The organism is Shewanella sp. TB7-MNA-CIBAN-0143 (assembly GCF_040310065.1).
Taxonomy (GTDB): domain Bacteria; phylum Pseudomonadota; class Gammaproteobacteria; order Enterobacterales; family Shewanellaceae; genus Shewanella.
Map to the genome: position 1 here is coordinate 1 of NZ_JBEOPL010000014.1, position 24,599 is coordinate 24,599.

The following is a 24,599-nucleotide window of genomic DNA, read 5'->3' on the forward strand; positions in this document are numbered from 1 at the left end:
TGTCCCACCAAAGCAAAAACTGGCACTAGTGGCCTAAGTCTCTACTTTTGACCTCAGCTAAAAATGGGGAGATTACCCCAGAGCGCCAAGGTAGACTACCCCATGTTTGATATTATTTAGGTTCATTCTGCGCCGTTGTTGCGGGAACTAGGGCTGGACTGATATACGAGGGTATGTTATTGGTTATCACAACAGGTTCATTCAACAAAATTTGTTCGAAAATGGTGTTCCTGTCGATGAAACTTTCGCTTACCTAATTGCCACTACACATCGATCCACATGCTTTCGGGAGTATTTTCTGAATTGGATGTGTGCAGTGCATCAGCCCACTCACGGCGAAGTCGTCGCTATTGATGGTAAAACGCTAAGGTGCTCATACAACCTAGAAGATAGGTACAATACTATTCATATGATAAGCGTGTATGCATCAGGTAGAAAACCGGTACTGATACGTATAAAACATCTACAGAAACGATAAGATAACAGTAATCGCGAATTAATTAAGATGCTCGGGCTACGTGGAGTACTTGTGACCATCGATGCTATGGCATGTCACAAAAATATCATCAATCAAGGTGGAGACTTTCTTTTAGCGGAAAAAGGCAACCAAGGAAAGTGAGCCAAAGCTACCCAAAATGCTTTTTCTTGTTATCGTCAGTCGTCGACTGACAATCAAAAAAGGAATACAGAAAAACATCGTGAACGGATAGAGTCACAAACTTGCCACGTGGCTAATGCCTGATTGTTAGAAGGTAATTTCTCTGGCTCGACAGGGCTTAATACTATAGTAATGGTTTAGAACTTCCGAAAAGAAAAAAGTAAAGCAGCAAAGCTGGAATATCGCTATTACATCAGCTCAAAAGATTAACGGCAGAACAAGCAAATATTACGATACGAGCACATTGGAGTGTTTGAATCGATGCATTGGATTTCAGATGTCAGTATTCAATAGAATGCCTGTCAGATTTATCGAGAAAATGCTACTGAAGACCTAGCGGGCCTGAGACACATGTCTTTAAATATGATTCAAAGCGACCCGACCAAGGTAAGCGTTCCGATGAAGCAAAAGCGTTGCATGATGAAACATAAGTTTTTAGAGAGTGCGTTACTGGCTGGATTTGCATCTATGCTTAAAAATTAAACACTCATGCGGAGGCACTGGGTATTTCTGCGTACGGTATTATCGAACGTCTTACTGATCTCACCAATAACGGTGACCTAGTCAACTGGATTCGGTCACCCTAATCAAGTTCGTTAAGCTACTTCTTTTAACGGCTAACCCATACACTAAAATTCATTGGGACTTTGGTAATCAAGGTATGAATGCATTCGCTGGCTGTAGTACCACATTGTGAAGTAATTCATGACATTTTATTGTGCTACATATCGCGTCCGATAATTGCTCCAGTGGACTTGATCCTGTTTCAAGCTACCAAACAAGCTTTCTGCTACTGCATTATTCCAACAACATCCTTTTTACTCATACAGCTTAAAATCCATGTGTTCTCAGTATCCGTCGAAATTGATGACTCGCATATTGAACGCCTTGATCTGAATGTACTATCAACCGGCTTTAGGTTTTCGTTGCCAGATAGCCATTATGAGTGCATCGCAAACAAGTTGCGCTTTCATTCTACTTTCCATGCTCCATCCAGCCACTTTACGGGAAAGAAGGTCAATTACGACGGCTAAATAAAACATCCCTTTGACGTCCATATGTACGTAATATCTTGCACTCACGCTTGATTAGCGCGCTTCCCGTTTGAGTTCATTATCGTATACAGGCTTATTGTGTTCACTATTGGTCGTTGCTTTATATTTCTTATTGTAGCGGACCCAAACGTTTACCTCTTTTATCAATTTTCCTGTTTTCCTGCGGCCAACAGGAAAATCAGGCCCATTTAACGCTTTTTGAATACGCCTTTATCAATAGGTATTATCGTTAAACGCGGCAATAAACATGTATTTTACTTCTTTTCTTTGGCAAAGGAGACCGTGGTTTTTTTAATATTTCACGGTCCATTTCTAAACGTTTCACTTGCGATTTTAGTTGACGGATTTCTTCCTACTCAGGCGTAAGCTTACCGTTTACTCTAAACGCATGACCGTCATCATTTTCAGATTAATTTATCCAGCGGCCAAAGAGTTAAGCACTAACTTCTAGATTTCTTGAGGCATCCATAATGCTGTAATTTTGTTCTCTTACAAGCGAGATGGCATAAAGTTTGAATTCTTTTGAATTGGCTTTACGTTTTTTCATTTAAATCTTCAGTTAAATCAATTATATCTTAACTGGGTTAGTCGGATTAATTAAACCACGTCATCATTATTAGCTGCGAATATTTTAAATAAGCTATACGTATTTAAGGAAAAAGTTCATTTTTGAATTTTAATTCCCTCATAGACACTACCCAATGTAATGCTTTAAGGAAAATTAAACATTACATACTACTACTTATAATGATTTAATCGATATTTTTTAATTTATATTTAAATTTACTCTTGAAACGATGTTTCCTACACAGTATATTATTCAAAATTTCTTATGGAAGAGATATCTTTGGTATTAATTATAAAATCAAAGTCATTATCATGATAGATAAGCATTTGCTACTCTGAAAACTTCCTATTATTTATCTACACACAAGGTAGGCAGTATGTTAAAAAAAACCATTATCACAACTTCATTACTCATAGCCGCAACATTTAGCGTTAACGCTGCAGATATGAAGACCAAAATTGAAATAAAAAAAGCCGAAGAAAATATTGAAGTAGCAAAAGCTAAATTGATATCTGCATGTGGAAATAAAAGTATTGATTTCAATATAGATTGGACAAACTACGACAGCTATGACTATAAAAAATTAAGAAGAACCCCTGAACAAATCGTTCGTTTTAGCGGTGCCTTAATTAACAAGTTAATCGAAGATCTTTCTGAAATATGTTCTCAAGGCGAATATGCCGACATGTACAAGAGTGAATTAACTAAAATTTCCAAGGTCGAAATAACAGGTCATAAAGATCAAGAAACAAGAGATGCTTCATTTAAACTTGACAATGAAGGTACTACACTTGTTATTGCGTTAAATGCTTCATCATCATACGACTCAAAATATTCGAAATTGCTTAAGGCTCTTTGGTAAATAATTTTTATAAATTTCATTTTGAAGGAATAAAATGATAAAAAAACTAATTACAATGATATTTTTTTCAAGTCTAATGGCAAATGCGCATGAAAGTGTATTTGATGTTGACGAAAAAGAAATAAGCACATTGCTAGAACAAGGAGGATATCAGGAAGTAATAAACCTTTTACCCAAAGTCCTTCCTTCTTTACGCTCTTCAGAATGGCAAGCTTCAGCAAAGGCATCATTTACAGAGGTACTGAAACAAAATTTAGCTAGTGGTAATTTTAACGGTAATTTGGAACAAGGAAATGTTATTAAAACTAAGTTTCCTTTATTATTAAACGATGTCGAATTAATGGAAAAAGTACTTCAAAGTGGTTTAGTTGTACATCCTAGTTGTAGAAGTCGTTTTGATAATCAATGTATGTCTATTTTTGGCTATTCTTTAGCATTTAACACCCAAGGACCGAATCAAGCAGCTAGATTATTTGAGGACAATAAAAATCAGATCGCCAGTGAGCAGATAGAACTCATTCAATTCTATGAAATAGCTTCTAGAACACAACGCGACGATATTTGTACAGATCCAAAGCTACAAAATACCATTATTATAGCAGCATCAAGAACCGAGGTCATTTATCAGAAGGCTGCTATTAATATCGTAGTTAAATCTTGCTCAAAATTTAAATTTCCTATTCTAGAGGACAATTTACATCGTGATGATAAAATACAAAATCTGATGTGTGCTCCAATGAGTAAATCTGGACAGCTTGGAAAAATAAGCTCAATGGTTTGTAAAGAAAGAGATTTAATTTAGTAATTAGTGTTATTAGGGGTTTTATGCTGCCACAGTCATATGAATTCTATATTTCTTCATTTTTGAAGATATTGGAAAGAATAAATTCACACAAAAATACTACTCCTCCACAATTAATACTCAAAGATAAGTGTGGAAATAGTTACAGTGGTTCATTAGTCAGCTTAGATATTGATACAAAGATCATTGTATTGTACTCAAGCGATGAAATAATCAGCTATATAATGATAGATAACTTAGCATCTATTAGCTTGAAAAGTGTTAAAGAAAACTTAGAATTATTGTCGAGAAACAATAAAAAAATAAGTAACAACACTTTAGAAGATAACGCTACATTATCACTGGATGAAAGAGTTCAGATGATTGAAGCAGCTATAATAAACAATCTCGGTATTGCAGTAAAGTTTAGATTCTCTAATGTCAATACGCTTGACAATATCGAAACTGAAAATGCTATATCTTTAATCGACAGCACTTTTGAAATACTTTTAGAAATTGCTACTGATGAGTTTGGTAAAGATTTGGTAGGGAAAGTAGAGGAATTTGAATTCACTAATATTGATAGTAACAATTTCTTTATGTTAAAGGACTCTAACCGAATTGTCTTAAAACATTGTTTCGCTCAGAAACTACCTAACGATTATCATTCTTTGATAAAAAGAAAGTTAGAAAAACTTTTATAACGTGTTCAACACTTATTATTTATATGGAGATTACCCATGGGTTTAGCAGAAAGACGTGCAACAAAAGAGTTTGAAAGTAACAGATTAGGATCTTTGAAGGAAAAAATATTTAAAGACTCAGGCTTTGAGTTTGAAATTGAAGTAAACTGGTCAACATTAGAAGTTGATGGTTACAGCCACCTATATGATGAATGTTGGCCTAAAGTTTACTTTCATCCTCTAGCAAAAGCATTTAAAGAAATGTGTTCAGAAGATTTTGCTAGAGACATTATTAAAGAGTCTTTGAAAAAAGTCGTGATTCAAAACTATAGTGATAATCACAGAAGTGATAAATTTGCAGAGTTTAAAAATGGTGTTCTAACTTTAAACCACTCTCCAGTTACCAATGTTGAACAAATAGATGATCGCGCATCTAACATTCAAAAAATTGTAGAAAAAGAATTATAGAAATCAAGGCTCTTAGTTATTACTAAGAGCCTTTTCCCATCATAACCATACGCACTAAAAATAACGCTAATAAATTTAATATCCCCAAGAGATAAACCAACTAAAATGTGAAAATTAATACTTTTCGCCATTCATTAAACACACTTATGCGCTATTTTTAATTTCATTGAAAATGTCCAAATACGTAATGTTGTAGTTCGAGTAGAGCGGATCATGCCAATAGTCACAATTTCTAGCTACGAATTGGTTATAAGGTTCATACTTAAATTTTAGCTCACCGCTGAATTAATGTCTGAGTCAAGTAATCAACCCTGAGCCAATCATTGTTCGTGGGGTAATAAAATTGTTGCGTAATTTCACTTCAAGCACTTGCTTGGCACACTGAATACGTATGCAAATCTTTGCTGTATAAACGAAAAGCGTCATATATTACTTGTTCTAAAGATAAAATAATAATCAACAAGGACATGCTATGGCGCGCGTTTTATTTAACGGAGCAAATCCGCTATCCACACAGTCACACTTTGCACTTAATGTTATCGCAGTAGCTTGTGCTGTCGCGTTATCAACCATTCCCAGTCTCGCTCAAGCTAAAACCATTAATGTCGCCTCGCCTGACAAGCACATCAACATCAGCTTGACCGATGATAATGGCCGTCCTGAATACCAAGTAAAATTTAATGACAATATTGTTATTAACCCAAGTAAATTAGGGTTGGTATTTCAACAGTTAGGTGAATTAGGTACTGATTTTAACATTAAACATGTGACTAACAGCAGCGTAGACCAAACATGGCAGCAACCTTGGGGTGAACGTGAAAATATCCGCGATCATTACAACCGCGTGGTCGCCACTCTGAGTAACGGCAAAATTGACTTTGATATCGAATTTAAAGCGTTTAATGATGGTATTGGCTTTCGTTACCTAGTGCCAAAACAAACCGGGTTGGCTAACACACCAAAACTCGATATTACCGATGAATTGACTGAATTTTCCATCCCAGATCCACAACACACAACCGCATGGTGGATCCCCGGGCGCGGCTGGAACCGATACGAATATTTATACCGTACAACCTCACTTGATAAAATCGACCGAGCCCACACACCTATGACTTTTAGAACGGCTGATGGCGTGCATTTAAGCATTCATGAAGCCGCCCTCACCGATTATGCCGCAATGGTGCTTAATCAAGGGCGTGACGGTATTTTACGTGCTGATTTAACCCCCTGGTCGGATGGTATTCGAGTGAAGACTCAACCTGGCTTTTCAACACCTTGGCGTACGATTCAAATTGCTAAAGATGCCCCAGGCTTACTTAACTCAGATCTTATCCTTAATCTTAATGAACCCAATAAACTAGGTGATGTGTCTTGGGTGCAACCGGGTAAATACGTCGGCATTTGGTGGGGAATGCACCTCAATGAAAACACCTGGGGAAGCGGCCCTAAGCATGGTGCGACCACCAGCGAAACTAAGCGTTATATGGACTTTGCCGCCCAATATGGGTTTGATGGGGTATTGGTTGAAGGTTGGAATGAAGGCTGGGATGGTAGTTGGTTCGATAACGGCGACGTGTTTAGCTTTACTAAAGCTTATCCTGATTTTGACATTGATGAGATAACTCAATATGGACACAGTAAAAATGTCCGTTTAATTGGCCATCATGAAACCTCAGGTTCAGTGACTAATTACCGAAATCAAATGAGTGATGCTTATGATTTATATAAAAAACATGGCGTGACTCAAGTTAAAACCGGTTACGTAGCAGACGGTGGTGACATTAAGCGCGTTGATGAAAATGGTATAGTGCGCCATGAATGGCACGACGGCCAATTTATGGTTAACGAATATCTACATAGCGTTACCGAAGCCGCAAAACGTGGTATTAGCATTAATACTCACGAGCCGATTAAAGATACCGGTTTACGTCGTACTTACCCAAATTGGATAGCACGCGAAGGCGCTCGAGGCCAAGAGTTTAATGCATGGGGAAGCCCACCTAATACTCCAGAACATACAGCAATTCTACCTTATACCCGAATGCTGGCTGGGCCGATGGACTTCACCCCTGGGATCTTTAATTTAGCGCCTGAAGGTCTAGATGCGGTTAACCGCGTAAAAACCACACTCACAAAGCAATTAGCCTTGTATGTCGTGTTGTACAGCCCTATTCAAATGGCTGCAGACTTACCGCGTAACTATGTGCAACGTCTCGATGCCTTCCAGTTTATTGAAGATGTACCAACAGATTGGAGCGACAGTATCGCCCTTGCAGGTGAAGTTGGCGACTATGTTGCCTTTGCAAGAAAACAGCGCGGTGCAGAAGACTGGTATCTAGGCGCATTAACAGATGAAGAATCACGGAAATTGACGCTAAAATTAGACTTCCTCACGCCAGGGAAACGCTACCAAGCCCAAATTTATCGTGACGGTGATAAAGCGGATTGGCTAACAAACCCTTATGATTACGTGATTGAAACCAAAATCGTTACTGCAAAAGACGCGCTGACACTTAACCTCGCAGCCAGTGGGGGTACCGCGATTCGTTTTAAAGCCCTGTAACGCTAGAATGTTACATAAGTGTTCGCATTAGGTTGCTCACATAGCATGAATACGTATGTAGTCAGTTGTACCAAGAACAAGCTCGAGGATACTATAAAACATGCTATTTCGTTTCTAATTGCAGGATGGAATGGTTTAGGTCGTTTCTGGTGTGTCTTCGGCCATGGAGACCATCAGCTTTAGAGTACCTTGATTAACTTTATCCACTGATTATTTGACGAAAGTCGCTAATGGATAAAGCGTAGGTTTTGGCGAATACCCGTCTTAGGGAGATGCGTATTCGCCATTTTTTTAACTATTAATATGTAACGTAGCCAACCTAATGGTTACCAATGAATTCGCCATAAGCAATAAAATTAAAAGAAGTAAGCACAACGACTTACCAAAAAGGATGTCACATGTCTGACAATAATCATAAAAACGTCACCCAACAACCGCAGCTTAATTTTTGGCAAATCTTCAATATGTGTTTTGGATTTTTGGGGATCCAATTTGGTTTCGCACTGCAAAACGCCAATGTCAGCCGTATCTTTCAAACCTTAGGTGCATCTATTGATGATATTCCCATTTTATGGATTGCCGCACCGCTCACGGGTCTCATTGTACAACCTATTATTGGTTACTTAAGTGACAATACTTGGAATAGCCTTGGCCGTCGTCGCCCCTATTTTTTAATTGGCGCCATACTAACCACCTTGTCGCTATTTATCATGCCGCACTCACCTACGTTATGGATTGCGGCGGGTATGTTGTGGATTATGGATGCCTCAATCAATATCGCCATGGAACCGTTTCGTGCTTTTGTCGGCGATAATCTACCCAAAAACCAACGGACCCAAGGCTATGCAATGCAGAGCTTTTTCATTGGTATTGGTGCGGTGGTGGCATCTGCCTTGCCATATATTTTAACCAATGTATTTGATGTCGAAAATACCGCCCCAGCGGGCGAAATTGCCGACTCTGTACGCTATGCATTTTACTTTGGTGGCGCGGTACTAATGTTGGCCGTGGGTTGGACCATTATTTCAACCAAAGAATACTCTCCAGAGCAATTGGCTGAATTTTATCAACAAGACACTACTGATGCACAAGACACTAACGCCAATACGCGTACAGTCAAACAATATCAACATGGTGCCATTATATGGATGGCGATTGGCGCCATTTTCACTCTCGCAATTGTAAGCCTAGACCTAGATAAGCAACTTTATATTTTAAGTTTGGGTATTTTTACCTTCGGACCGCTGCAACTATACTGCTCGCGTAAGTTAGCCAAACTGTCAAACAATAACGCTGAATCGTCAGCAACACGCGACGGCTTAGGCATGACGTTTAATGTTGTCGATGATTTGTTTCATATGCCTAAAGCCATGCGTCAGCTAGCGCTGGTACAGTTTTTTGCTTGGTTTGCCCTATTTGCAATGTGGATTTACACCACAGCGGCCGTTACTTCGTACCATTACGGCACCACTGATGTGGTATCACAAGCCTATAATGATGGTGCAGATTGGGTCGGTATCTTATTCGCGTCATATAACGGCTTTGCTGCAATTGCTGCGATTATTATTCCGTTTCTAGCCAAAGCCGTCGGCATTAAGCTCACCCATACCATCAACATGTTTATTGGCGGTGCGGGTCTCATCAGCTTTATGTTTATTGAAAACCCTAACCTGTTGTGGATACCGATGATTGGCGTTGGTTTTGCTTGGGCATCCATTCTATCGGTACCTTACGCCATGTTATCAGGTGTATTACCCCCGAAAAAAATGGGCGTTTACATGGGGATTTTTAACTTCTTCATTGTGATCCCACAGCTGTTAGCGGCCAGTATTCTTGGCTTATTGCTTAAGGTATTTTTTGATGGACAACCTATTTACGCGTTAGTACTAGGCGGGATATTTATGATGTTGTCGGGCATTGCGGTGTTATTTGTCGATCAAGACAAGCAAACACAATAAGAATTACCAGTCTTTGTCACTGGTAACTAGGGTCTGTTGATCTTTGCAGGTTAAATTTTGTTCGAGATAAAAACGTTTTAATCGAGGCGAGCGGATTGCTGCCTAGCAATCTAAGCTACTTTTACTTAACGAAGAGTAACTCAACAAAGAGTAAAACGTTTTTAGCCGAACCCTTCGGGCAGCGTTTGTTGGTCATTTTTACTGCGTTATCGACTTTTTATGTAGAATAACTACACCACAAAGTCTCTGCCTTGTACAAATGACCAACAATTTGCTGCAAAAACAACCTTGAAAGATCAACAGGCCCTAAATTAAGATCATTATTTTGGGGAATTCCATGTTAAAACCACATTTACTCACGCATCGCAGCATCATAGCGAAAGCTGTCACAACTAGCATGATGGCACTAGCCTTAAGTGCATGCTCACCAGCTGATACTCAAGTAAACACACAAGCTCAGGTTATTAACGTCGCACCTGGTACGCCGGGCATAGAACCTACTTGGGCTTTCTCAGGAAAAACTGGCATAGGCACATCTTACGAGCCCTATGTTAACGGCCATTATCAAGACACAGCTGCAAACCCTGTCAGTAAAGTGTGGTTTTCGATAGCTCAAGGCGTATTAACCGAAACCATGTTTGGCCTTATTCACAATGCCCAGATTAAAGAACTGCAATTTATTATCTCTGGCAATGGCTTTGTCGATACTGAAAAAGACCACACTATCAGCACTATTGAGTATTTAGATACCGATGATATGGGACGACCATTATCCCTGGCTTATAAAGTCATTAATAAAGATGTTGAAGGTAAATACCAAATAGAAAAACATATTTTTACCGATCCCGATAGAAATAGCTTGATGATGAAAGTCACCTTTACTGCTTTTGAGGCTGGCATTACGCCACACCTTTATGTCAATCCGCACATTGATAACAGTGGTTCAAATGACATTGCTAGTGTTGAAGGCCAATCGCTAGTGGCTTACACCAGTGACACTAATTCAACGGTAATGACCGTTAAAACAGATGTTGATTTTGTCGCTGCAAGCGCTGGGTTTGTCGGCACATCAGATGGTATTGTCGATTTACAAGATAACGGTAAACTTGACTCTCATTACCAAACCACTAGCGACACCAATCAAGGCGGCAACGTAGCCCTAACCGCACAATACCCTACCCTCACCAATGCTAATGACAGCCTAAGCTTTAATTTGGTTATTGGTTTTGGCAAAGACAAAGCAAGCAGCTTAGCCAACACTCAAGCGACATTAGATGCGGGTTATGACGCCGTTAAACAAGCGTATTTAGGCGACGATAAACATCTTGGCTGGAAAGATTACTTAGCCTCGCTGAAGCCATTAAATGACATGAGCAGCAACACTACAGATAACGGTAAGTTACTCTATGCCAGCGCCTTAGTGTTAAAAGCTCAAGAAGATAAAACCCATGCTGGTGCGTTAATCGCATCACTTTCAAATCCTTGGGGCGACACCGTTTCAGCTAAAGTCGGTAGCACAGGCTATAAAGCCGTATGGCCACGTGATTTTTACCAATGTGCAATGGCATTTTTAGCCATGGGCGATATTCAAACACCAAAAGTGGCTTTTGAATATTTAAAGCAGGTTCAAGTTCAACAACAAACACCTGGTTTTGCAGGTACTCCTGGATGGTTTTTACAGAAAACCCATGTCGATGGTGAAATTGAATGGGTTGGCGTGCAGTTAGATCAAACCGCTATGCCAATCATGCTCGGCTGGAAACTGTGGCAAGCAGGTGTGCTTAGCGATGCAGAAATAATCCAATGGTATAACGACATGCTTAAACCAGCCGCTGACTTTTTAGTTAAAGGCGGCAAAGTAAAACTGGATTGGAATGACACTGAAATTAACCCTCCTAGTACCCAACAAGAACGCTGGGAAGAACAAGCAGGATTTTCTCCATCCACAACTGCAGCCGTAATTGCGGGTTTAGTGGCTGCCAGTGATATCGGAGCGCTAGCCAAAGATGAACAAGGACCTGAATATGCCGATTTAGCGCGTAAGCTACAAAGTCAGCTCGAAACAACGATGGTCACCACCACTGGCTTATTAGGTGAAACAGATGCCAAAGGTAAAGTTGCACCTTATTATGTGCGCATTAGCCCAAATGGTAACCCTAATAACACCGATAAGCTCATCGATAACAATGGTAAACCTGGTTTAGATCAGCGCATGATCCTCGATGGTGGTTTTTTAGAATTAGTCCGTTATGGTGTGGTTAACGCCCAAGACCCTGTTATTAAAAACAGCGTCATGCTAATAGACAACCAAGGTCTTGAAGATAACTTACGAGTTAAATACCTATTTACCGCTAAAGATGGCAGTAAAGTACCAGGATACCGCCGCTATGGTAACGATGGATATGGTGAAGACACTGTCACAGGTCTTAGCTACGCTGAAAAAGGCGACACCGAAAATCAACGAGGTCGAGTATGGCCTTTCTTTACCGGTGAACGCGGTCATTACGAATTAGCCTTAGCAAAAGCGAATGACACCTTAACCCCTGACACGAAGAAAGTATTAATCAATACCTATGTTCAAGGCATGGAAACCTTTGCTAACCAAGGGTTAATGTTGCCAGAGCAAGCTTGGGACGGCGTAGGCAACGCGACTCGTTATAATTACAAAATGGGCCAAGGTACCAACTCAGCAACACCGCTAGCGTGGACCCATGCTGAATACGTTAAATTGGTGCGTTCGATGACCGATGAAAAAGTATGGGACTTTTACCCTGTTGTACAACAAACACTCGCTAAATAGCACTGTATTAATCACAGTGTATTGATAGCACTGTATTAGCTTGTTCAATAAGCCGTTGTGACTCACAACGGCTTTATTTTTTGTGTGTATGTTGAATAAACCTTGTTAATTCAACACTATCTTGTTACAAATAAACCGGATTAATAAAAGTTAACGTTAAGGAACAACAAATGGATTGGTATGTAAAAGTATTGAAGCAGTATTTTGATTTTAGCGGCCGTGCACGTCGTAAAGAATACTGGATGTTTGGATTAATCAGTGCGGTGATCAGTATCGTACTGACGCTATTAGACATGGGTGTCGGTTTTTACAGCGACGTCTACGGTGCAGGGGTATTAAGCTCAATTTATTCACTCGCCATCATGATCCCAAGTATCGCTGTGAGTGTCCGTCGTTTACACGACACAGACCATTCTGGTTGGTGGTTATTATTGATATTTATTCCATTGCTTGGCATATTAATTTTACTGGTTGTGATGTGCTTTAACAGTAAAGATGACAACGAATATGGGCCAAATCCAAAAACAGTACCAAATCCAGACAGTCCCGATAATTTAACGGTTTAGTCCTAAGAGACTTATTAACATCGTCGTTATCGTCAATACCACGAAAAAAGCATAGTCATGGACTATGCTTTTTTCGTATGTTTTTACCCATCATTGCTTACCACAACAAATACTTGGATTAACTAACTTTTTGCTGGCATTAACTAGTTTTTTGCAGGCAGTAACTAATCTTTTGCAGGCAGTAACTTGGTCACACCATTCATAAATAATACCGCCAAACCACCAGCAACAACACCAAATAGTGCATTCAACACGCTTGGGGTTAATAGCCCTAAAACGTCACCAACAACACTCACTTGGCTTACCAGCGTTTCTGCATGCACAATCCATTCAGACACCACATGAATTCCGTGAGTTAAAATACCGCCACCGACCATAAACATGGCAATAGTGCCGACAAATGTCAGGACCTTCATTAAGTAAGGGGCAGCAGATACTAATCCTAAACCCAATTTATGCCCTATTCCACTTGGCTTACGCTGAGCCAGAAACAAACCAAGATCATCGATTTTAACAATCCCTGCTACTAAACCGTATACCCCTACCGTAATCACAATGGCAATAACACATAAGGTTAAAAATTGCCCCATTAGATCCATGTGTGCAGCCACACCTAAACTAATAGCGATGATCTCAGCCGATAAGACAAAATCGGTACGAATAGCCCCTTTTATTTTTTCTTTTTCGAATGCGGCTAAATCTTCGATATCCGCTTTTGCTTTGGCGACTACCGCATCGTCATCGATCACAGGAGCACGCTTATGTGTTAGTGAATGATAGACTTTTTCAAAGCCCTCATAACATAAAAACAAACCACCAAACATTAATAAAGGCGTTATAGCCCATGGAATAAATGCGCTGATCAGCATGGCCATCGGCACTAAAATCACTTTATTTTTAAATGATCCCATCGCCACCGCAAATACCACAGGCAGTTCACGATCAGAAGCAACACCCGACACTTGTTGTGCATTTAAGGCTAAATCATCACCCAGAACGCCCGCAGTTTTGCGTGCAGCCACTTTACTCATTGCCGCCACATCATCCAGAATAGTCGCAATATCATCTAATAGGGTTAATAAACTGGCACCGGCCATAAAAAACTTATCCTTTAAAAACAATTGAATAGCAGGAATTACACACATATTTGAAAGCGATTTAATGATATGAGCACGTAAGTTGTTACTGTAAAATAAGTGATCTTAACTCAGAGCATTAGTTTGCCAAGCTTCTGTAAATAAACAAAAATAGCACTACATAAAGTATTCAATGCACTTAATATCAATTATCTAATTATCTTCAACATTTGCACCACATGAACTACGCACCACTAAATGGGTCTTGATTAATCGCTGGCTAACTTCTTGACCACGGATTAACTTCAACACACTTTCGACAAGTATTTCACCTGCGAACTGAGTATCTTGCTTTATGGTTGTTAACGCCGGATTGGCAAAACTGGCCACTGGAATATCATCGTATCCCACTACAGCAACTTGATCTGGCACTACAACACCGCGCTTTTTCAATGCACGAATGGCCCCTATCGCAATAAGATCACTCGCAGTAAAAATAGCATCAAATGACACGCCGCTATCTAATAATACGTTGGCGGCATTATAACCAGAGGCTTCGGTATTAATAGCGTCATGCTGTAACTGTTTGTCGGCTTCGATACCGGTAGATTTTAAAGCATCAACATGACCTAAATACCTGTCGCGAAATTCAGGGCTGCGACTTGACGAGTCACCTAAAAACGCAATGTGTTTATGCCCTAACCCGAGCAAATGCTCCGTGGCCACAAAACCACCTTGATGATTATCGCAACCAATAGACAACACCGCTTTATTGTTATGCTCAGCTCCCCAGATAACAAAGTGAGTATTTTTTTCGATAAGCTTATCAAGTTTATGGGCATAATCCATATAATCGCCATAACCTAATAAAATAATACCATCGGCTTTATTGCTGTCTTCATAATCTGCATGCCAATCCGTTGAAAGCTGCTGAAATGACACCAATAAATCATAACCTTGACGGGCGGTTGCTCGAGTAATCGAACCCAGCATAGAGAGAAAAAATGGGTTGATCATCGACTCATCGTTAGTAGGATCTTCACAAATTAGCAATGCTAACGTATGGCTATTTTGCATGCGTAAGTTACTGGCATTTTTATCGACTTTATAATTGAGTTCTTTTGCAATGGCTTGAATACGCTGCCGCGTTTCTAAATTTACCAACGGACTGTTTCTTAACGCGCGAGACACAGTCGATTGCGACACGCCTGCACGGTAAGCTATATCAATAGAAGTCGCTTTAGATGTCATTTCTCTGCATCGCCTTTAGTTAATGGGTGAAGGTTTGAAACTGAAAGTACCTGCATATACCTTTAATAATGATTTAAAAAAATAGTTAGCCTCTACTATTATGAAATTTATAAATATTGTAGTTTATTCGCTTAAAATATTTATTCATACCTCTATCATTTCATAGTAATGAGCCTACTTAGGCTAGCTGAATACGTAAATGGGGGTAGTTAACTTCATCATTTTCATTGCTTTTAAGCACCTATAATCACATGTTAAGTTATGTTATCAGTAATTACTATGGGTAATTTTTTTAACCTTAAGAAGGTGGTATTGTTAATTATTCATTTAATAAGACTGAGTAACAGTCTTATTCAATTTAATAAATTATGGGTTAACCATCCTTATCCCAGCAACCCTTGCGACAAAACATTATTCGCTAATCAATGTGCTATCCGTATGGGTGTGTCATTAGTGGTGTCTGTAATCGACATTTCATCTTTTGATAAAATGTATCCTCAACGTCGCTGTTATCCTAGTTTAAAACATACACCAAGGCATATCCTTGCTGCACAAGAACTTGCAAATTGGATTGACTCTGCAAACTGTAGATTTTTTGGTAACAAACAAGTCCTTAAAAACGATGCTCTATCTGTTTTAAAAGATAAAAAAGGCATTGTTTTTATAATGAATGGTTTGGGAAATACTGATCATATTGATTTATGGGATGGTGAATATTTAAAGGCTGGAGATCCTGACTGGCTTAATTTAGGAGAGCAAATATGGTTCTGGGAAATGTCAGCATGATTCGACCATTTGGTTTACTCGGATCATTATTGTTAATGTCATGTGCTAACGCTCATGTCAGTTTGAACGATGATTCAGGGCAATGCGTTTTCGATAAAGATACTCAACGTATTGCATTACAACTAAAAACACCATGTTCTCTCGTAAAGGTTAATGACGATGGGCGTTATTTTTATCAATACAATAATGTGAAAGTTTATATTGTTGCTGGTGCGCCTGCAGCTTTAGATGAACTCAAAAGATGGCAAGTGAAAGCGATTGATAAATGCTCATTACAATCACAAGCAGTGTTTATCACTGATGGCAAGATGACTGTTTCAACTGTAAGAGATAAAGGGTTAACGTGTCCAACAATTGGCCTAGATGAAAAGGTCTACCGTCACTTCTTAAATAATAAACAATAAATTTTTCTGGTAATAAGATTCTAACGCTATAAGTTGAATGTCTTTAAAGAGCTTCAATAAAGAAATTAACAACCAAGATGGCCTAAATCGAGAGAAACAACCAAGAAGAATTGCTTATTTGGTTATTTCTCTCAATCTGCATTACTTATAATCCAAGTTCACTAAGCAAGTCATCTGCGTCATCGACAACAATGCCTTTAATATTGGGATCATTTAATACGTCTTTTGATTTTGCAGTGCTGACTTGCGCTGCTTTACCATGAGTTTCAATTAACGAATCTAAATCAAACTCTTCGTCCATTTCAAAATCAGCAGAACGAATAAACTCGGTTTTATCCATGGCGAATTCGAGATAAAAGATATGATTGTTTTCAGTCTTAAATGACACTCGTCTGGCAACTGCATTATCGAGGTTTGTATCGATAGAAATAGTTAACTCTTTATTGATAACCAACATTTTAGGTTGACTTTGGCTAATTGATGTTTGCAATTCTTTCGATATTTTACCAATAAAATCACCCAAAATTTGGTTCATTAATTCGCCCATAACATTACTGACATCATCAGAAGTATGTGAAAACGCGAGTTCTGTTTCAGGCATGCCCATGTTGATCATATAGCGGCGATAAATTTCAATAGCCGCAGCAGCTGAAAAATTGATAACAACTAGACCTGAAAAGCCGCCGTCGAAAATGGAAAAACACGCCAAATCAGGCTTTAAACGGGTACGAGAAATACTTTGAACCATCCCAGCATGACTAATATGGCTCGCACTAGTGCTAGACAGAACATGAGAAACAGAATGACAAAGTTTAAGTAAAATGTCGTCATTTTTGACTGTAGAAGATGAATTCATAACGTAGGTACCTTATCCATTAATTAAGCTAATCTTGCGGGTAAATCAAAAAAAAATCAAAATTAAAACAATCGATTAGCATGCTAATTAACCAATCAAACTTAATGGTACACTAATCATTTGATAATCAATAATTTTTTACAAATAAACACATTCAATTAACAAATGTAAAAATCAGCTGTTTGCTCACAAAAACAATCTTTCAAGCTTATGTTTTTTCATATTTTCATTATAATCGCACAACTTTGTATGGATTGTTTGAATTAGGACTGATGATGATTGGATTATTAAGACGCTTAACCATTTTAAAGCGCTTATTCATTATGTTAGCTTTAGCTGCTGTAGGCACTGTGGTTTTCGGTTCTTTTTCAATTAAAGAACAATATAATCATTTAATTGAGGAAAAATATAAGCAGATAAGTGGACAAGTCAGCCAATTAAGTAGCACTCTTGATGCGTTTAAATTGGCTAAGCCGGACGCTACGGTTGAAATATTAAGCCAATTTGCCAGTCAAATTGAGGTTAATGATCATCAAGCTTTTATCATTGTTGATAACCAAGACCGCATTATTGTTAATCCGCTTAATCAAAACTCTATCGGTAAACCACTTGCCAATTTAGAAACATTCAACGGTTCTAATTCATATCAACAATTGATCGCTAACGCCAAAAAAAACAACATCGCACAAAATGAACTTGCTATTGTCGACCAACAAAATCAGCCTCAAACAGTATTAGTCGCAGCGCAGTATTATTCAGCCCTTGATTGGACCTTAATCACTCAAGCTAACGTCAACGATGTTAATGAAAGCATGACGGGTATCATTATTGACTATTTTATTATCATGATGATTATTTCAGTGCCTATTTTTGCATTCTTTTTATTGTTGAATCATTCCATTACCCAACCTCTTAACGTCACTATCGATGCGATGGAACAGATAGCCAAAGGTGAAGGTGACTTGACCCAGCGTTTGTCGACTGAAGGTAACGACGAAGTGGCTAAATTGGCTGATGCATTCAATCAATTTGTGATTAAAATTGCCAATATGGTGGCTAATTTGCAACCGCTCGGGCATACCTTAAATGATGAAGCCATACATTTATTAGACACCGTAAAGTCATCTAATCAAAGCGCGAATCAAGTGCATAGTGAAACCCAAAGTGTCGCCGCGGCTATCAACCAGATGTTATCGACTAGCCAAGAAATGGCACGAAATACACAAGATGCAGCTGACGGTGCCGCTAATGTAAAACATCAAGCGGAACAGAATCAAAAATTGATGCAACAAACCGTTGAACAAACACAAAGTTTAGTCCATGAATTACATCAAGCTGAAACAGTGTCACTAACACTGAGTCATTCATCTGCTGAGATTGGCAGTATTCTTGATGTTATTGGCAGTATTGCAGATCAAACTAACCTGCTTGCGCTCAATGCCGCCATTGAAGCAGCACGAGCCGGTGAACATGGTCGAGGCTTTGCTGTAGTGGCAGATGAAGTACGAGCACTCGCGAATAGAACTCAGTCATCGACTAATGAAATCAATAAAATTATTAGTCAGATCCAAACGGGTATTCAATCGGTTATCGACAGCATTACTCATACCCAACGGGAGTCTGCTCAGTTACAGTCAAAAGCCGTACAGTCAAGCGATGCAATTATCGAAATTCTAGCACTCATCGATAATATTAGTGGCATGACAGCACAACTTGCTAGTGCCACTGAAGAACAAGCATTGGTTACCGAAGACATCAATGTCAACGTCAATACCATTTCTGAACTCACCGAACAGTCGTTGACCGCTAACGAAACCCACAGCCAGGCAGCGCAATCGTTGCAAGCCATTAGTGTTGATATGAGCAAAACACTAGGGCAATTTAAAATATAATTAATAAAACGATTTATTTACTAAGGCTTGTCAGGCGGAGCATTGCAAATGTCAGCCCCAAAAGCCTTCGTTTTTTACCTGTTAAACCCTCTCATTCTTAGCACTGCCAATATTGGCTTATATCCCTGATGATTACATCGCCGATCATTTCGAGTCGAACATCACTTTTAGCCCTTCTGACTTTAGGGTATATTGTCTCCATCAGATTAAAAACTTGGGTTCTACAAGCATTTTTCAACCAAATGGCTAGTGAGTACTTTCGACTAGCTTATTGAAATATTGATACTTAATCCGATGAGTATTTAGTTGTCATTCATTACAGAGTATGTTGTTTATGTATCAAAAAACGGTCACCATTGTTGCTCCTCACGGTATTCACACCCGTCCAGCGGCATTACTGGTAAAAGAGGCAAAAGAGTTTGATTGCGACATTATGGTCGAATGTAATGGAAAACAAGCCAGTGCGAAAAGTTTATTTAAGTTGCAAACATTAGGCCTTTACCAAGGCATGTCTGTGACGGTGTTAGCGTCAGGTGAACACGGCCAAGCAGCCGTTGACAAAATAGCCTCAATGCTGATTACGCTTAGTTAATAGGACAACGTTATGTCAATCAATGGAATCGTTGTATCTGCAGGTATCGCTTTTGGTAAAGCATTAACTATTACCACCCAACTGCCACCACTCGATTTTAAACTGCTTTCTATTGAACAAATTGGCCAGCAACAGCAACAGTTAACCCAGGCAATTAATCACTTGATTGCACATTTACAACACTGCCAACATCACCTGTGCCCAGATTGTGATAATTTCCAACTGATTGATAGCGATATTATGTTGCTTGAAGATGAGGAGCTGCAGCAGCAACTACATCAACATATTGAGCAATTTAGAGTCTGCGCAGCTGTCGCGGTTGATCGTATTTTTAATCAACATGCTGCAGAAATGTTGTCATTAGACGATCCTTATTTGGCCAATCGTAGCGGTGATATAATTTGTTTGGCTAAACGCCTCACCAGTGCTTTGCATGGCCATTTGCAATGGGATTTATCAACACTCACTGAAGACACTATTTTACTCGCTGATGACTTAACCCCTGCTGAATTTGCCATATTGCCATTAACCCACATTACTGGACTTATTCTCGAATCTGGAGGCCTAACAAGCCATACTGCCATTTTGGCTCGGGCAGCAGGAATTCCTGCATTACTCAATTATCAGTTTTCACAATCTGAAGACCCTATTACAGATGGCTCGCAGCTTATTTTAGATGGAATGTCTGGTGAGTTACATATCGCCCCATCACCTGAACTTTTCGACCAATTAAAGCAAAAACAACAACAAGAGTTACTGCGTCGCCAAGCGTTAATGATTTATAAAGATAAGCCCAGTCAAACCAATGATGGTCATCTGGTCACTTTGCTGGCCAATGTGGGTAATCTGAGTGAAATATCTCATACAGCCGAAGTCGGAGCACAAGGCATTGGCTTGTTTCGTACTGAATTTTTATTGATGAATGCCAAAGCGCTACCTAATGAGCAGCAACAATATAAACTCTATTGTGACGCCCTTCATAGCTTACAAGGTGACGTACTGACCATTCGAACATTTGATATCGGCGCAGATAAAGAGATCCCTTGTTTGCCGCAAAGCAACGAAGATAATCCAGCTCTTGGCATTCGTGGTATTCGCTATAGTTTGGCGCACCCAGAGACCTTTATCACCCAGGTAAAAGCGATACTTCGGGCGGCGAATCATGGCCAGGTTCGATTAATGTTTCCGATGGTAAGCCAGGTTGAAGAACTTGACGCCGCATTTTTATTAATTGAACGTGCCAAAGCAGAATTAATTGAACAAGAAAAAGGTTTTGGTACCCTGAGTTACGGCATTGTGGTTGAAACCCCAGCAGCGGTATTGAACCTACCCAGCATGCTGCCACTGCTCGATTTTGTCAGTATCGGCACCAATGATTTAACTCAATATACTTTAGCGGCCGATAGAACTAATCCACATTTAGCCAAACAATATCCACCTTTATCACCTGCTGTTATTCAATTAATTTCCATCACCATAAACCACTGTAAACAGGCAAATGTTAAAGTCTCTTTATGTGGTGAACTTGGCAGCGATCCATACGTCTTACCTTTGTTAGTCGGACTTGGGCTTGATGAGTTGAGTATCAACCCGGCTAATTTATTAGACGTAAAAGTGGCATTGATTAAAGGTAATTACACAAAATTTGTCCGCCATGCACAACACATTGCTTTGTTAACTCGAATTACTGAAATTCGTAAAGCCATTAACGCTTTTGCACATGATTGCGATTAATCACACGAATAAAGTTGGTAAAGTTGACAGAGCCGTTTACAATTAAGCGCATAAAAATATTAATAAAAGGGGCTTGTTCTTATGGGATTTTTAAGCCGCATTAGACGACTTATTTCCGGCCAACCACCATTAACGGGTGGTATTGCCATTTATGCACCTGTATCGGGTGATATTGTTGCAATTGAAAAAGTACCCGACGTGGTATTTGCTGAAAAAATTGTTGGTGATGGGATTGCTATCGACCCTAAGGGCGAATTTATTGTTGCCCCGATTGATGGCACTATAGGTAAAATTTTTGAAACCAACCACGCATTTAGTATTGAGTCTCCACAAGGGCTTGAGCTGTTTGTGCATTTTGGGGTTGGTACCGTTGAACTTAGAGGCAATGGTTTTAAGCGTTTAGCCGAGGAAGGTCAGCAAGTTAAAGCCGGTGAACCGATTTTGTCTTTCGATTTAGCTTACTTACGCGGAAAAGTTGATAGTTTGCTCACTCCGGTAGTGCTGGCCAATATGGAAGACGTTAAACAATTAGATAAGGCCCAAGGCAGCGTTATTGCGGGTAAAGATATTATTTTTACGGTGCAAATGTAACATCAAATTGGTTCGATTTATTTAATACCTCTACTCAATCGTGTCGTAAACTATTACGCCACGATAATATGCAACCTTCAGCTTAAGTGAGCGTAGGTTGCATATTATGAAATCTTTTCAAAACACAGTCTTCGGCTTGTCCAAGCCGCTTCACAATGCCACAATGTTGTTAAATGCATTCAATGATATCAATGTTACATAAGGCACTTTTTCAGGCTTATCTATAGAGCCAAGCCTCTACATGACAACCCTACCGACATTAATGGAGTATTCTTTTGACTTTATACGGCATAAAAAATTGCGATACCGTTCGTAAAGCGCGCAAATGGCTTGAAGCCGAAAAAATTGATTACACGTTTCACGACTTCCGTGAAGATGGCCTAAATGAAGCCATGGTTACGCAGTGGGCTGATGTTGTAGGTTGGGAAACCTTGTTTAACAAACGTAGCACCAGTTTTCGTGGTTTATCTGATGCAGATAAAACGGATATCACTCAAGACAAAGCCATTGCCTTAATGGTGCAACATCCAACATTAATTAAGCGCCCTGTTCTCGTCAATAACGATAAATTACTGGTTGGTTTTAACCTAGCTCAATACCAAGCGTGGTTCGCATGATGAATAATGATGTAGTTGAATTAGCAAAAGATCTGATTTCACGTCCATCGGTAACACCATTGGATGAAGGTTGCCAAACCTTAATGGCCAATCGCCTTGCCGCCATTGGTTTTAACATTGAACCAATGGTTTTTGAAGACACCACCAATATGTGGGCAAGAAGAGGGAACAGTGATCCGGTTTTCTGCTTTGCAGGTCATACCGATGTGGTGCCTACTGGTGATCTTAACCGTTGGCATACTCCTCCGTTTGAACCGACCATCATTGATAACTATTTACATGGTCGCGGTGCAGCAGACATGAAAGGATCGTTAGCCGCGATGATTATCGCGACTGAACGTTTTGTTGCTAAGCATCCAGACCACAACGGCTCTATTGCTTATTTAATTACCAGTGACGAAGAAGGTCCTTTTATTAACGGTACCACTCGGGTTATTGATACGCTCGAAGCTCGTAATGAAAAAATGACATGGGCGCTAGTTGGCGAACCTTCATCAACGCATAAATTGGGTGATGTCGTCAAAAATGGTCGTCGTGGCAGCTTAACGGGCAACTTAACCGTTAACGGAATTCAAGGCCATGTTGCCTATCCACATTTAGCCGACAACCCTATTCATAACGCGGTTCCAGCACTAACTGAACTCGCACAAATGCATTGGGATAACGGTAATGAGTTTTTCCCACCAACCAGTTTCCAAATTGCTAATATAAATGGCGGTACAGGGGCATCTAATGTTATCCCCGGTGAATTAACCGTGATGTTTAACTTCCGTTACTCAACCGAAGTGACCGCTGAAGAGTTAATCCAACGGGTGGTAAGTATTCTTGATGCCCATGGCTTAGATTATGATATCAGCTGGATATTTAATGGTTTACCGTTTCTAACGGGTGACGGTCCACTGCTTGATGCAACACGGGAAGCGATTCGCGAAGTCACAGGTTATGAAACCGACCCCCAAACCTCAGGTGGTACCTCAGATGGTCGCTTTATCGCACCAACTGGCGCACAAGTGTTGGAGTTAGGCCCAGTCAACGCGACAATTCATAAAGTGAATGAATGTGTCAACGTGGCCGACTTAGAAATATTAGCTAATTGCTATGAACGCATTTTGGAAAAGCTATTGTGCAAATAAGCTCACTGCTTTGTTCGATTGATATCCCTAACGAGCAAGCTAAACTATACGGTTTAGACGATCGTCATTTAGTTTCAGTAGGACAGTTTTTGCTTGAACAACGCACTGCAACTGCATTTCAGCTGTTGCAGAACGCGGCATCTGCTGCGGGGTTTAATGTACAAATATGTTCTGCATATAGACCATTTGATCGTCAATTGAGTATTTGGAACGCCAAAGCCACAGGTCAGCGACCATTACTCGACCAAGACTCAAATCCAGTTGAGTTTACGTCACTCACGCCCCAACAGCTGATTGATACCATTTTGATATGGTCTGCACTCCCTGGCGCATCTCGGCATCATTGGGGCACCGATTTCGATATATATGATGCGAATAACATTAGCAAACAAGCACTGCAGTTAATCACTTCAGAATATACCGCCGATGGCCCTTGTGCTCCTCTACATCAATGGCTTATCTCGCATGCTGCTGAGTTTGGATTTTATTTCCCCTATCAACCTGATTTAAGTGGCGTTAGTCCTGAGCCATGGCACATGAGCTATTTTCCTGTCGCTAATGAGTTGTTGGAGCAATTTAGCGCAGATGAATTTGCAAAAGTGTTGTCTGCGGCAGAAATATCGTTAAAATCACCCTTAATTGAACGGCTAACAGAGTTAGTTAATCATTATGTTTTCTTTGTTGCGCCATCTCCGGCTTAAT

At 39.7% G+C, this 24,599-nt stretch carries 20 protein-coding genes and 2 pseudogenes; 18 read left to right on the top strand and 4 right to left on the bottom strand.

Annotated features, from left to right (window positions below; translation table 11 throughout):
- Nucleotides 1-63: 63 nt before the first annotated feature.
- Nucleotides 64-1,141 (top strand): annotated as a pseudogene (locus AAEY97_RS12435) (ISAs1 family transposase).
- A gap of 146 nt (nt 1,142-1,287) precedes the next feature.
- Here AAEY97_RS12435 and AAEY97_RS12440 read toward each other — a convergent pair.
- Nucleotides 1,288-2,260 (bottom strand): annotated as a pseudogene (locus AAEY97_RS12440) (IS3 family transposase).
- 397 nt (nt 2,261-2,657) lie between these two features.
- Between AAEY97_RS12440 and AAEY97_RS12445 the strand changes: the two are divergent.
- From AAEY97_RS12445 to AAEY97_RS12480, 8 genes are all read left to right on the top strand, one after another.
- Nucleotides 2,658-3,143, top strand: a complete 486-nt coding sequence (locus AAEY97_RS12445) for a hypothetical protein (protein ID WP_350999115.1) — start codon at nt 2,658-2,660, stop codon at nt 3,141-3,143.
- 34 nt (nt 3,144-3,177) lie between these two features.
- Complete coding sequence (locus AAEY97_RS12450; RefSeq protein ID WP_350999118.1) at nt 3,178-3,945, top strand: hypothetical protein; 768 nt, start codon at nt 3,178-3,180, stop codon at nt 3,943-3,945.
- A 23-nt stretch (nt 3,946-3,968) separates the two neighbouring features.
- The gene (locus tag AAEY97_RS12455; RefSeq protein WP_350999120.1) at nt 3,969-4,628 is read left to right on the top strand and encodes a hypothetical protein; all 660 of its coding nucleotides are present in this window, start codon (nt 3,969-3,971) and stop codon (nt 4,626-4,628) included.
- Nucleotides 4,629-4,664: 36 nt separating this feature from the next.
- Nucleotides 4,665-5,075, top strand: coding sequence for a hypothetical protein (locus AAEY97_RS12460; protein ID WP_342859085.1), 411 nt, complete (start codon nt 4,665-4,667; stop codon nt 5,073-5,075).
- Between the two features lie 472 nt (nt 5,076-5,547).
- Nucleotides 5,548-7,641, top strand: coding sequence for a glycoside hydrolase family 97 protein (locus AAEY97_RS12465; protein ID WP_350999123.1), 2,094 nt, complete (start codon nt 5,548-5,550; stop codon nt 7,639-7,641).
- 398 nt (nt 7,642-8,039) lie between these two features.
- Nucleotides 8,040-9,599 carry an MFS transporter gene (locus AAEY97_RS12470; RefSeq protein ID WP_350999126.1) on the top strand — a complete coding sequence of 520 codons (1,560 nt, stop codon included), beginning with the start codon at nt 8,040-8,042 and terminating at the stop codon, nt 9,597-9,599.
- Nucleotides 9,600-9,936: 337 nt separating this feature from the next.
- The gene (locus AAEY97_RS12475) at nt 9,937-12,399 is read left to right on the top strand and encodes a glucan 1,4-alpha-glucosidase (RefSeq protein ID WP_350999129.1); all 2,463 of its coding nucleotides are present in this window, start codon (nt 9,937-9,939) and stop codon (nt 12,397-12,399) included.
- A gap of 170 nt (nt 12,400-12,569) precedes the next feature.
- Nucleotides 12,570-12,965 (top strand): DUF805 domain-containing protein, encoded by a 396-nt coding sequence (locus AAEY97_RS12480; protein ID WP_101087613.1) that lies wholly within the window; start codon nt 12,570-12,572, stop codon nt 12,963-12,965.
- Between the two features lie 164 nt (nt 12,966-13,129).
- Here AAEY97_RS12480 and AAEY97_RS12485 read toward each other — a convergent pair whose 3' ends face one another.
- Nucleotides 13,130-14,062: a DUF808 domain-containing protein gene (locus AAEY97_RS12485; RefSeq protein WP_350999132.1), complete on the bottom strand. Its 933-nt coding sequence runs from the start codon at nt 14,060-14,062 to the stop codon at nt 13,130-13,132.
- A 192-nt stretch (nt 14,063-14,254) separates the two neighbouring features.
- The gene (locus AAEY97_RS12490; protein ID WP_350999135.1) at nt 14,255-15,292 is read right to left on the bottom strand and encodes a LacI family DNA-binding transcriptional regulator; all 1,038 of its coding nucleotides are present in this window, start codon (nt 15,290-15,292) and stop codon (nt 14,255-14,257) included.
- A 261-nt stretch (nt 15,293-15,553) separates the two neighbouring features.
- Between AAEY97_RS12490 and AAEY97_RS12495 the strand changes: the two genes are divergently transcribed.
- Nucleotides 15,554-16,078 (top strand): T6SS effector amidase Tae4 family protein, encoded by a 525-nt coding sequence (locus AAEY97_RS12495; RefSeq protein ID WP_350999136.1) that lies wholly within the window; start codon nt 15,554-15,556, stop codon nt 16,076-16,078.
- Nucleotides 16,075-16,482 (top strand): hypothetical protein, encoded by a 408-nt coding sequence (locus tag AAEY97_RS12500; protein ID WP_350999138.1) that lies wholly within the window; start codon nt 16,075-16,077, stop codon nt 16,480-16,482. The genes AAEY97_RS12495 and AAEY97_RS12500 overlap by 4 nt, the downstream gene beginning before the upstream one ends.
- 145 nt (nt 16,483-16,627) lie before the next feature.
- Here the strand turns inward: AAEY97_RS12500 and AAEY97_RS12505 are convergent, their stop codons facing one another.
- On the bottom strand, nt 16,628-17,338 hold the full coding sequence (locus tag AAEY97_RS12505; protein WP_350999141.1) for a DUF3334 family protein: 711 nt from the start codon (nt 17,336-17,338) through the stop codon (nt 16,628-16,630).
- 275 nt (nt 17,339-17,613) lie between these two features.
- Between AAEY97_RS12505 and AAEY97_RS12510 the strand changes: the two genes are divergently transcribed.
- The 7 genes from AAEY97_RS12510 to AAEY97_RS12540 all read left to right on the top strand — a co-directional run bounded on the left by AAEY97_RS12510 (nt 17,614) and on the right by AAEY97_RS12540 (nt 24,598).
- On the top strand, nt 17,614-19,230 hold the full coding sequence (locus AAEY97_RS12510) for a methyl-accepting chemotaxis protein (protein ID WP_350999144.1): 1,617 nt from the start codon (nt 17,614-17,616) through the stop codon (nt 19,228-19,230).
- Nucleotides 19,231-19,564: 334 nt separating this feature from the next.
- On the top strand, nt 19,565-19,822 hold the full coding sequence (locus tag AAEY97_RS12515; protein ID WP_041413537.1) for an HPr family phosphocarrier protein: 258 nt from the start codon (nt 19,565-19,567) through the stop codon (nt 19,820-19,822).
- A 12-nt stretch (nt 19,823-19,834) separates the two neighbouring features.
- On the top strand, nt 19,835-21,556 hold the full coding sequence (gene ptsP, locus AAEY97_RS12520) for a phosphoenolpyruvate--protein phosphotransferase (protein ID WP_350999147.1): 1,722 nt from the start codon (nt 19,835-19,837) through the stop codon (nt 21,554-21,556).
- Nucleotides 21,557-21,637: 81 nt separating this feature from the next.
- Nucleotides 21,638-22,147 carry a PTS glucose transporter subunit IIA gene (gene crr, locus AAEY97_RS12525; RefSeq protein WP_101087606.1) on the top strand — a complete coding sequence of 170 codons (510 nt, stop codon included), beginning with the start codon at nt 21,638-21,640 and terminating at the stop codon, nt 22,145-22,147.
- A 275-nt stretch (nt 22,148-22,422) separates the two neighbouring features.
- A complete protein-coding gene (locus tag AAEY97_RS12530; protein WP_101087605.1) occupies nt 22,423-22,764 on the top strand; it encodes an ArsC family reductase in 342 nt (113 codons plus the stop codon).
- Nucleotides 22,764-23,897 carry a succinyl-diaminopimelate desuccinylase gene (dapE, locus tag AAEY97_RS12535; protein ID WP_101087604.1) on the top strand — a complete coding sequence of 378 codons (1,134 nt, stop codon included), beginning with the start codon at nt 22,764-22,766 and terminating at the stop codon, nt 23,895-23,897. Before AAEY97_RS12530 ends, dapE begins: the two co-directional genes overlap by 1 nt.
- Complete coding sequence (locus tag AAEY97_RS12540) at nt 23,888-24,598, top strand: M15 family metallopeptidase (RefSeq protein ID WP_101087603.1); 711 nt, start codon at nt 23,888-23,890, stop codon at nt 24,596-24,598. The genes dapE and AAEY97_RS12540 overlap by 10 nt, the downstream gene beginning before the upstream one ends.
- Nucleotide 24,599: the final 1 nt, after the last annotated feature.

What these genes read in the sequence shown, in the direction of transcription:
- AAEY97_RS12475 (WP_350999129.1), top strand. Translation starts at nt 9,937, where the DNA reads ATGTTAAAACCACATTTACTCACGCATCGCAGCATCATAGCGAAAGCT.
- AAEY97_RS12465 (WP_350999123.1), top strand. Translation starts at nt 5,548, where the DNA reads ATGGCGCGCGTTTTATTTAACGGAGCAAATCCGCTATCCACACAGTCA.
- AAEY97_RS12445 (WP_350999115.1), top strand. Translation starts at nt 2,658, where the DNA reads ATGTTAAAAAAAACCATTATCACAACTTCATTACTCATAGCCGCAACA.
- ptsP (WP_350999147.1), top strand. Translation starts at nt 19,835, where the DNA reads ATGTCAATCAATGGAATCGTTGTATCTGCAGGTATCGCTTTTGGTAAA.
- AAEY97_RS12495 (WP_350999136.1), top strand. Translation starts at nt 15,554, where the DNA reads ATGTTATCAGTAATTACTATGGGTAATTTTTTTAACCTTAAGAAGGTG.
- AAEY97_RS12500 (WP_350999138.1), top strand. Translation starts at nt 16,075, where the DNA reads ATGATTCGACCATTTGGTTTACTCGGATCATTATTGTTAATGTCATGT.
- AAEY97_RS12480 (WP_101087613.1), top strand. Translation starts at nt 12,570, where the DNA reads ATGGATTGGTATGTAAAAGTATTGAAGCAGTATTTTGATTTTAGCGGC.
- crr (WP_101087606.1), top strand. Translation starts at nt 21,638, where the DNA reads ATGGGATTTTTAAGCCGCATTAGACGACTTATTTCCGGCCAACCACCA.
- AAEY97_RS12460 (WP_342859085.1), top strand. Translation starts at nt 4,665, where the DNA reads ATGGGTTTAGCAGAAAGACGTGCAACAAAAGAGTTTGAAAGTAACAGA.
- AAEY97_RS12450 (WP_350999118.1), top strand. Translation starts at nt 3,178, where the DNA reads ATGATAAAAAAACTAATTACAATGATATTTTTTTCAAGTCTAATGGCA.
- AAEY97_RS12455 (WP_350999120.1), top strand. Translation starts at nt 3,969, where the DNA reads ATGCTGCCACAGTCATATGAATTCTATATTTCTTCATTTTTGAAGATA.
- AAEY97_RS12485 (WP_350999132.1), bottom strand. Translation starts at nt 14,062, where the DNA reads ATGGCCGGTGCCAGTTTATTAACCCTATTAGATGATATTGCGACTATT.
- dapE (WP_101087604.1), top strand. Translation starts at nt 22,764, where the DNA reads ATGAATAATGATGTAGTTGAATTAGCAAAAGATCTGATTTCACGTCCA.
- AAEY97_RS12490 (WP_350999135.1), bottom strand. Translation starts at nt 15,292, where the DNA reads ATGACATCTAAAGCGACTTCTATTGATATAGCTTACCGTGCAGGCGTG.
- AAEY97_RS12515 (WP_041413537.1), top strand. Translation starts at nt 19,565, where the DNA reads ATGTATCAAAAAACGGTCACCATTGTTGCTCCTCACGGTATTCACACC.
- AAEY97_RS12510 (WP_350999144.1), top strand. Translation starts at nt 17,614, where the DNA reads ATGATTGGATTATTAAGACGCTTAACCATTTTAAAGCGCTTATTCATT.
- AAEY97_RS12505 (WP_350999141.1), bottom strand. Translation starts at nt 17,338, where the DNA reads ATGAATTCATCTTCTACAGTCAAAAATGACGACATTTTACTTAAACTT.
- AAEY97_RS12470 (WP_350999126.1), top strand. Translation starts at nt 8,040, where the DNA reads ATGTCTGACAATAATCATAAAAACGTCACCCAACAACCGCAGCTTAAT.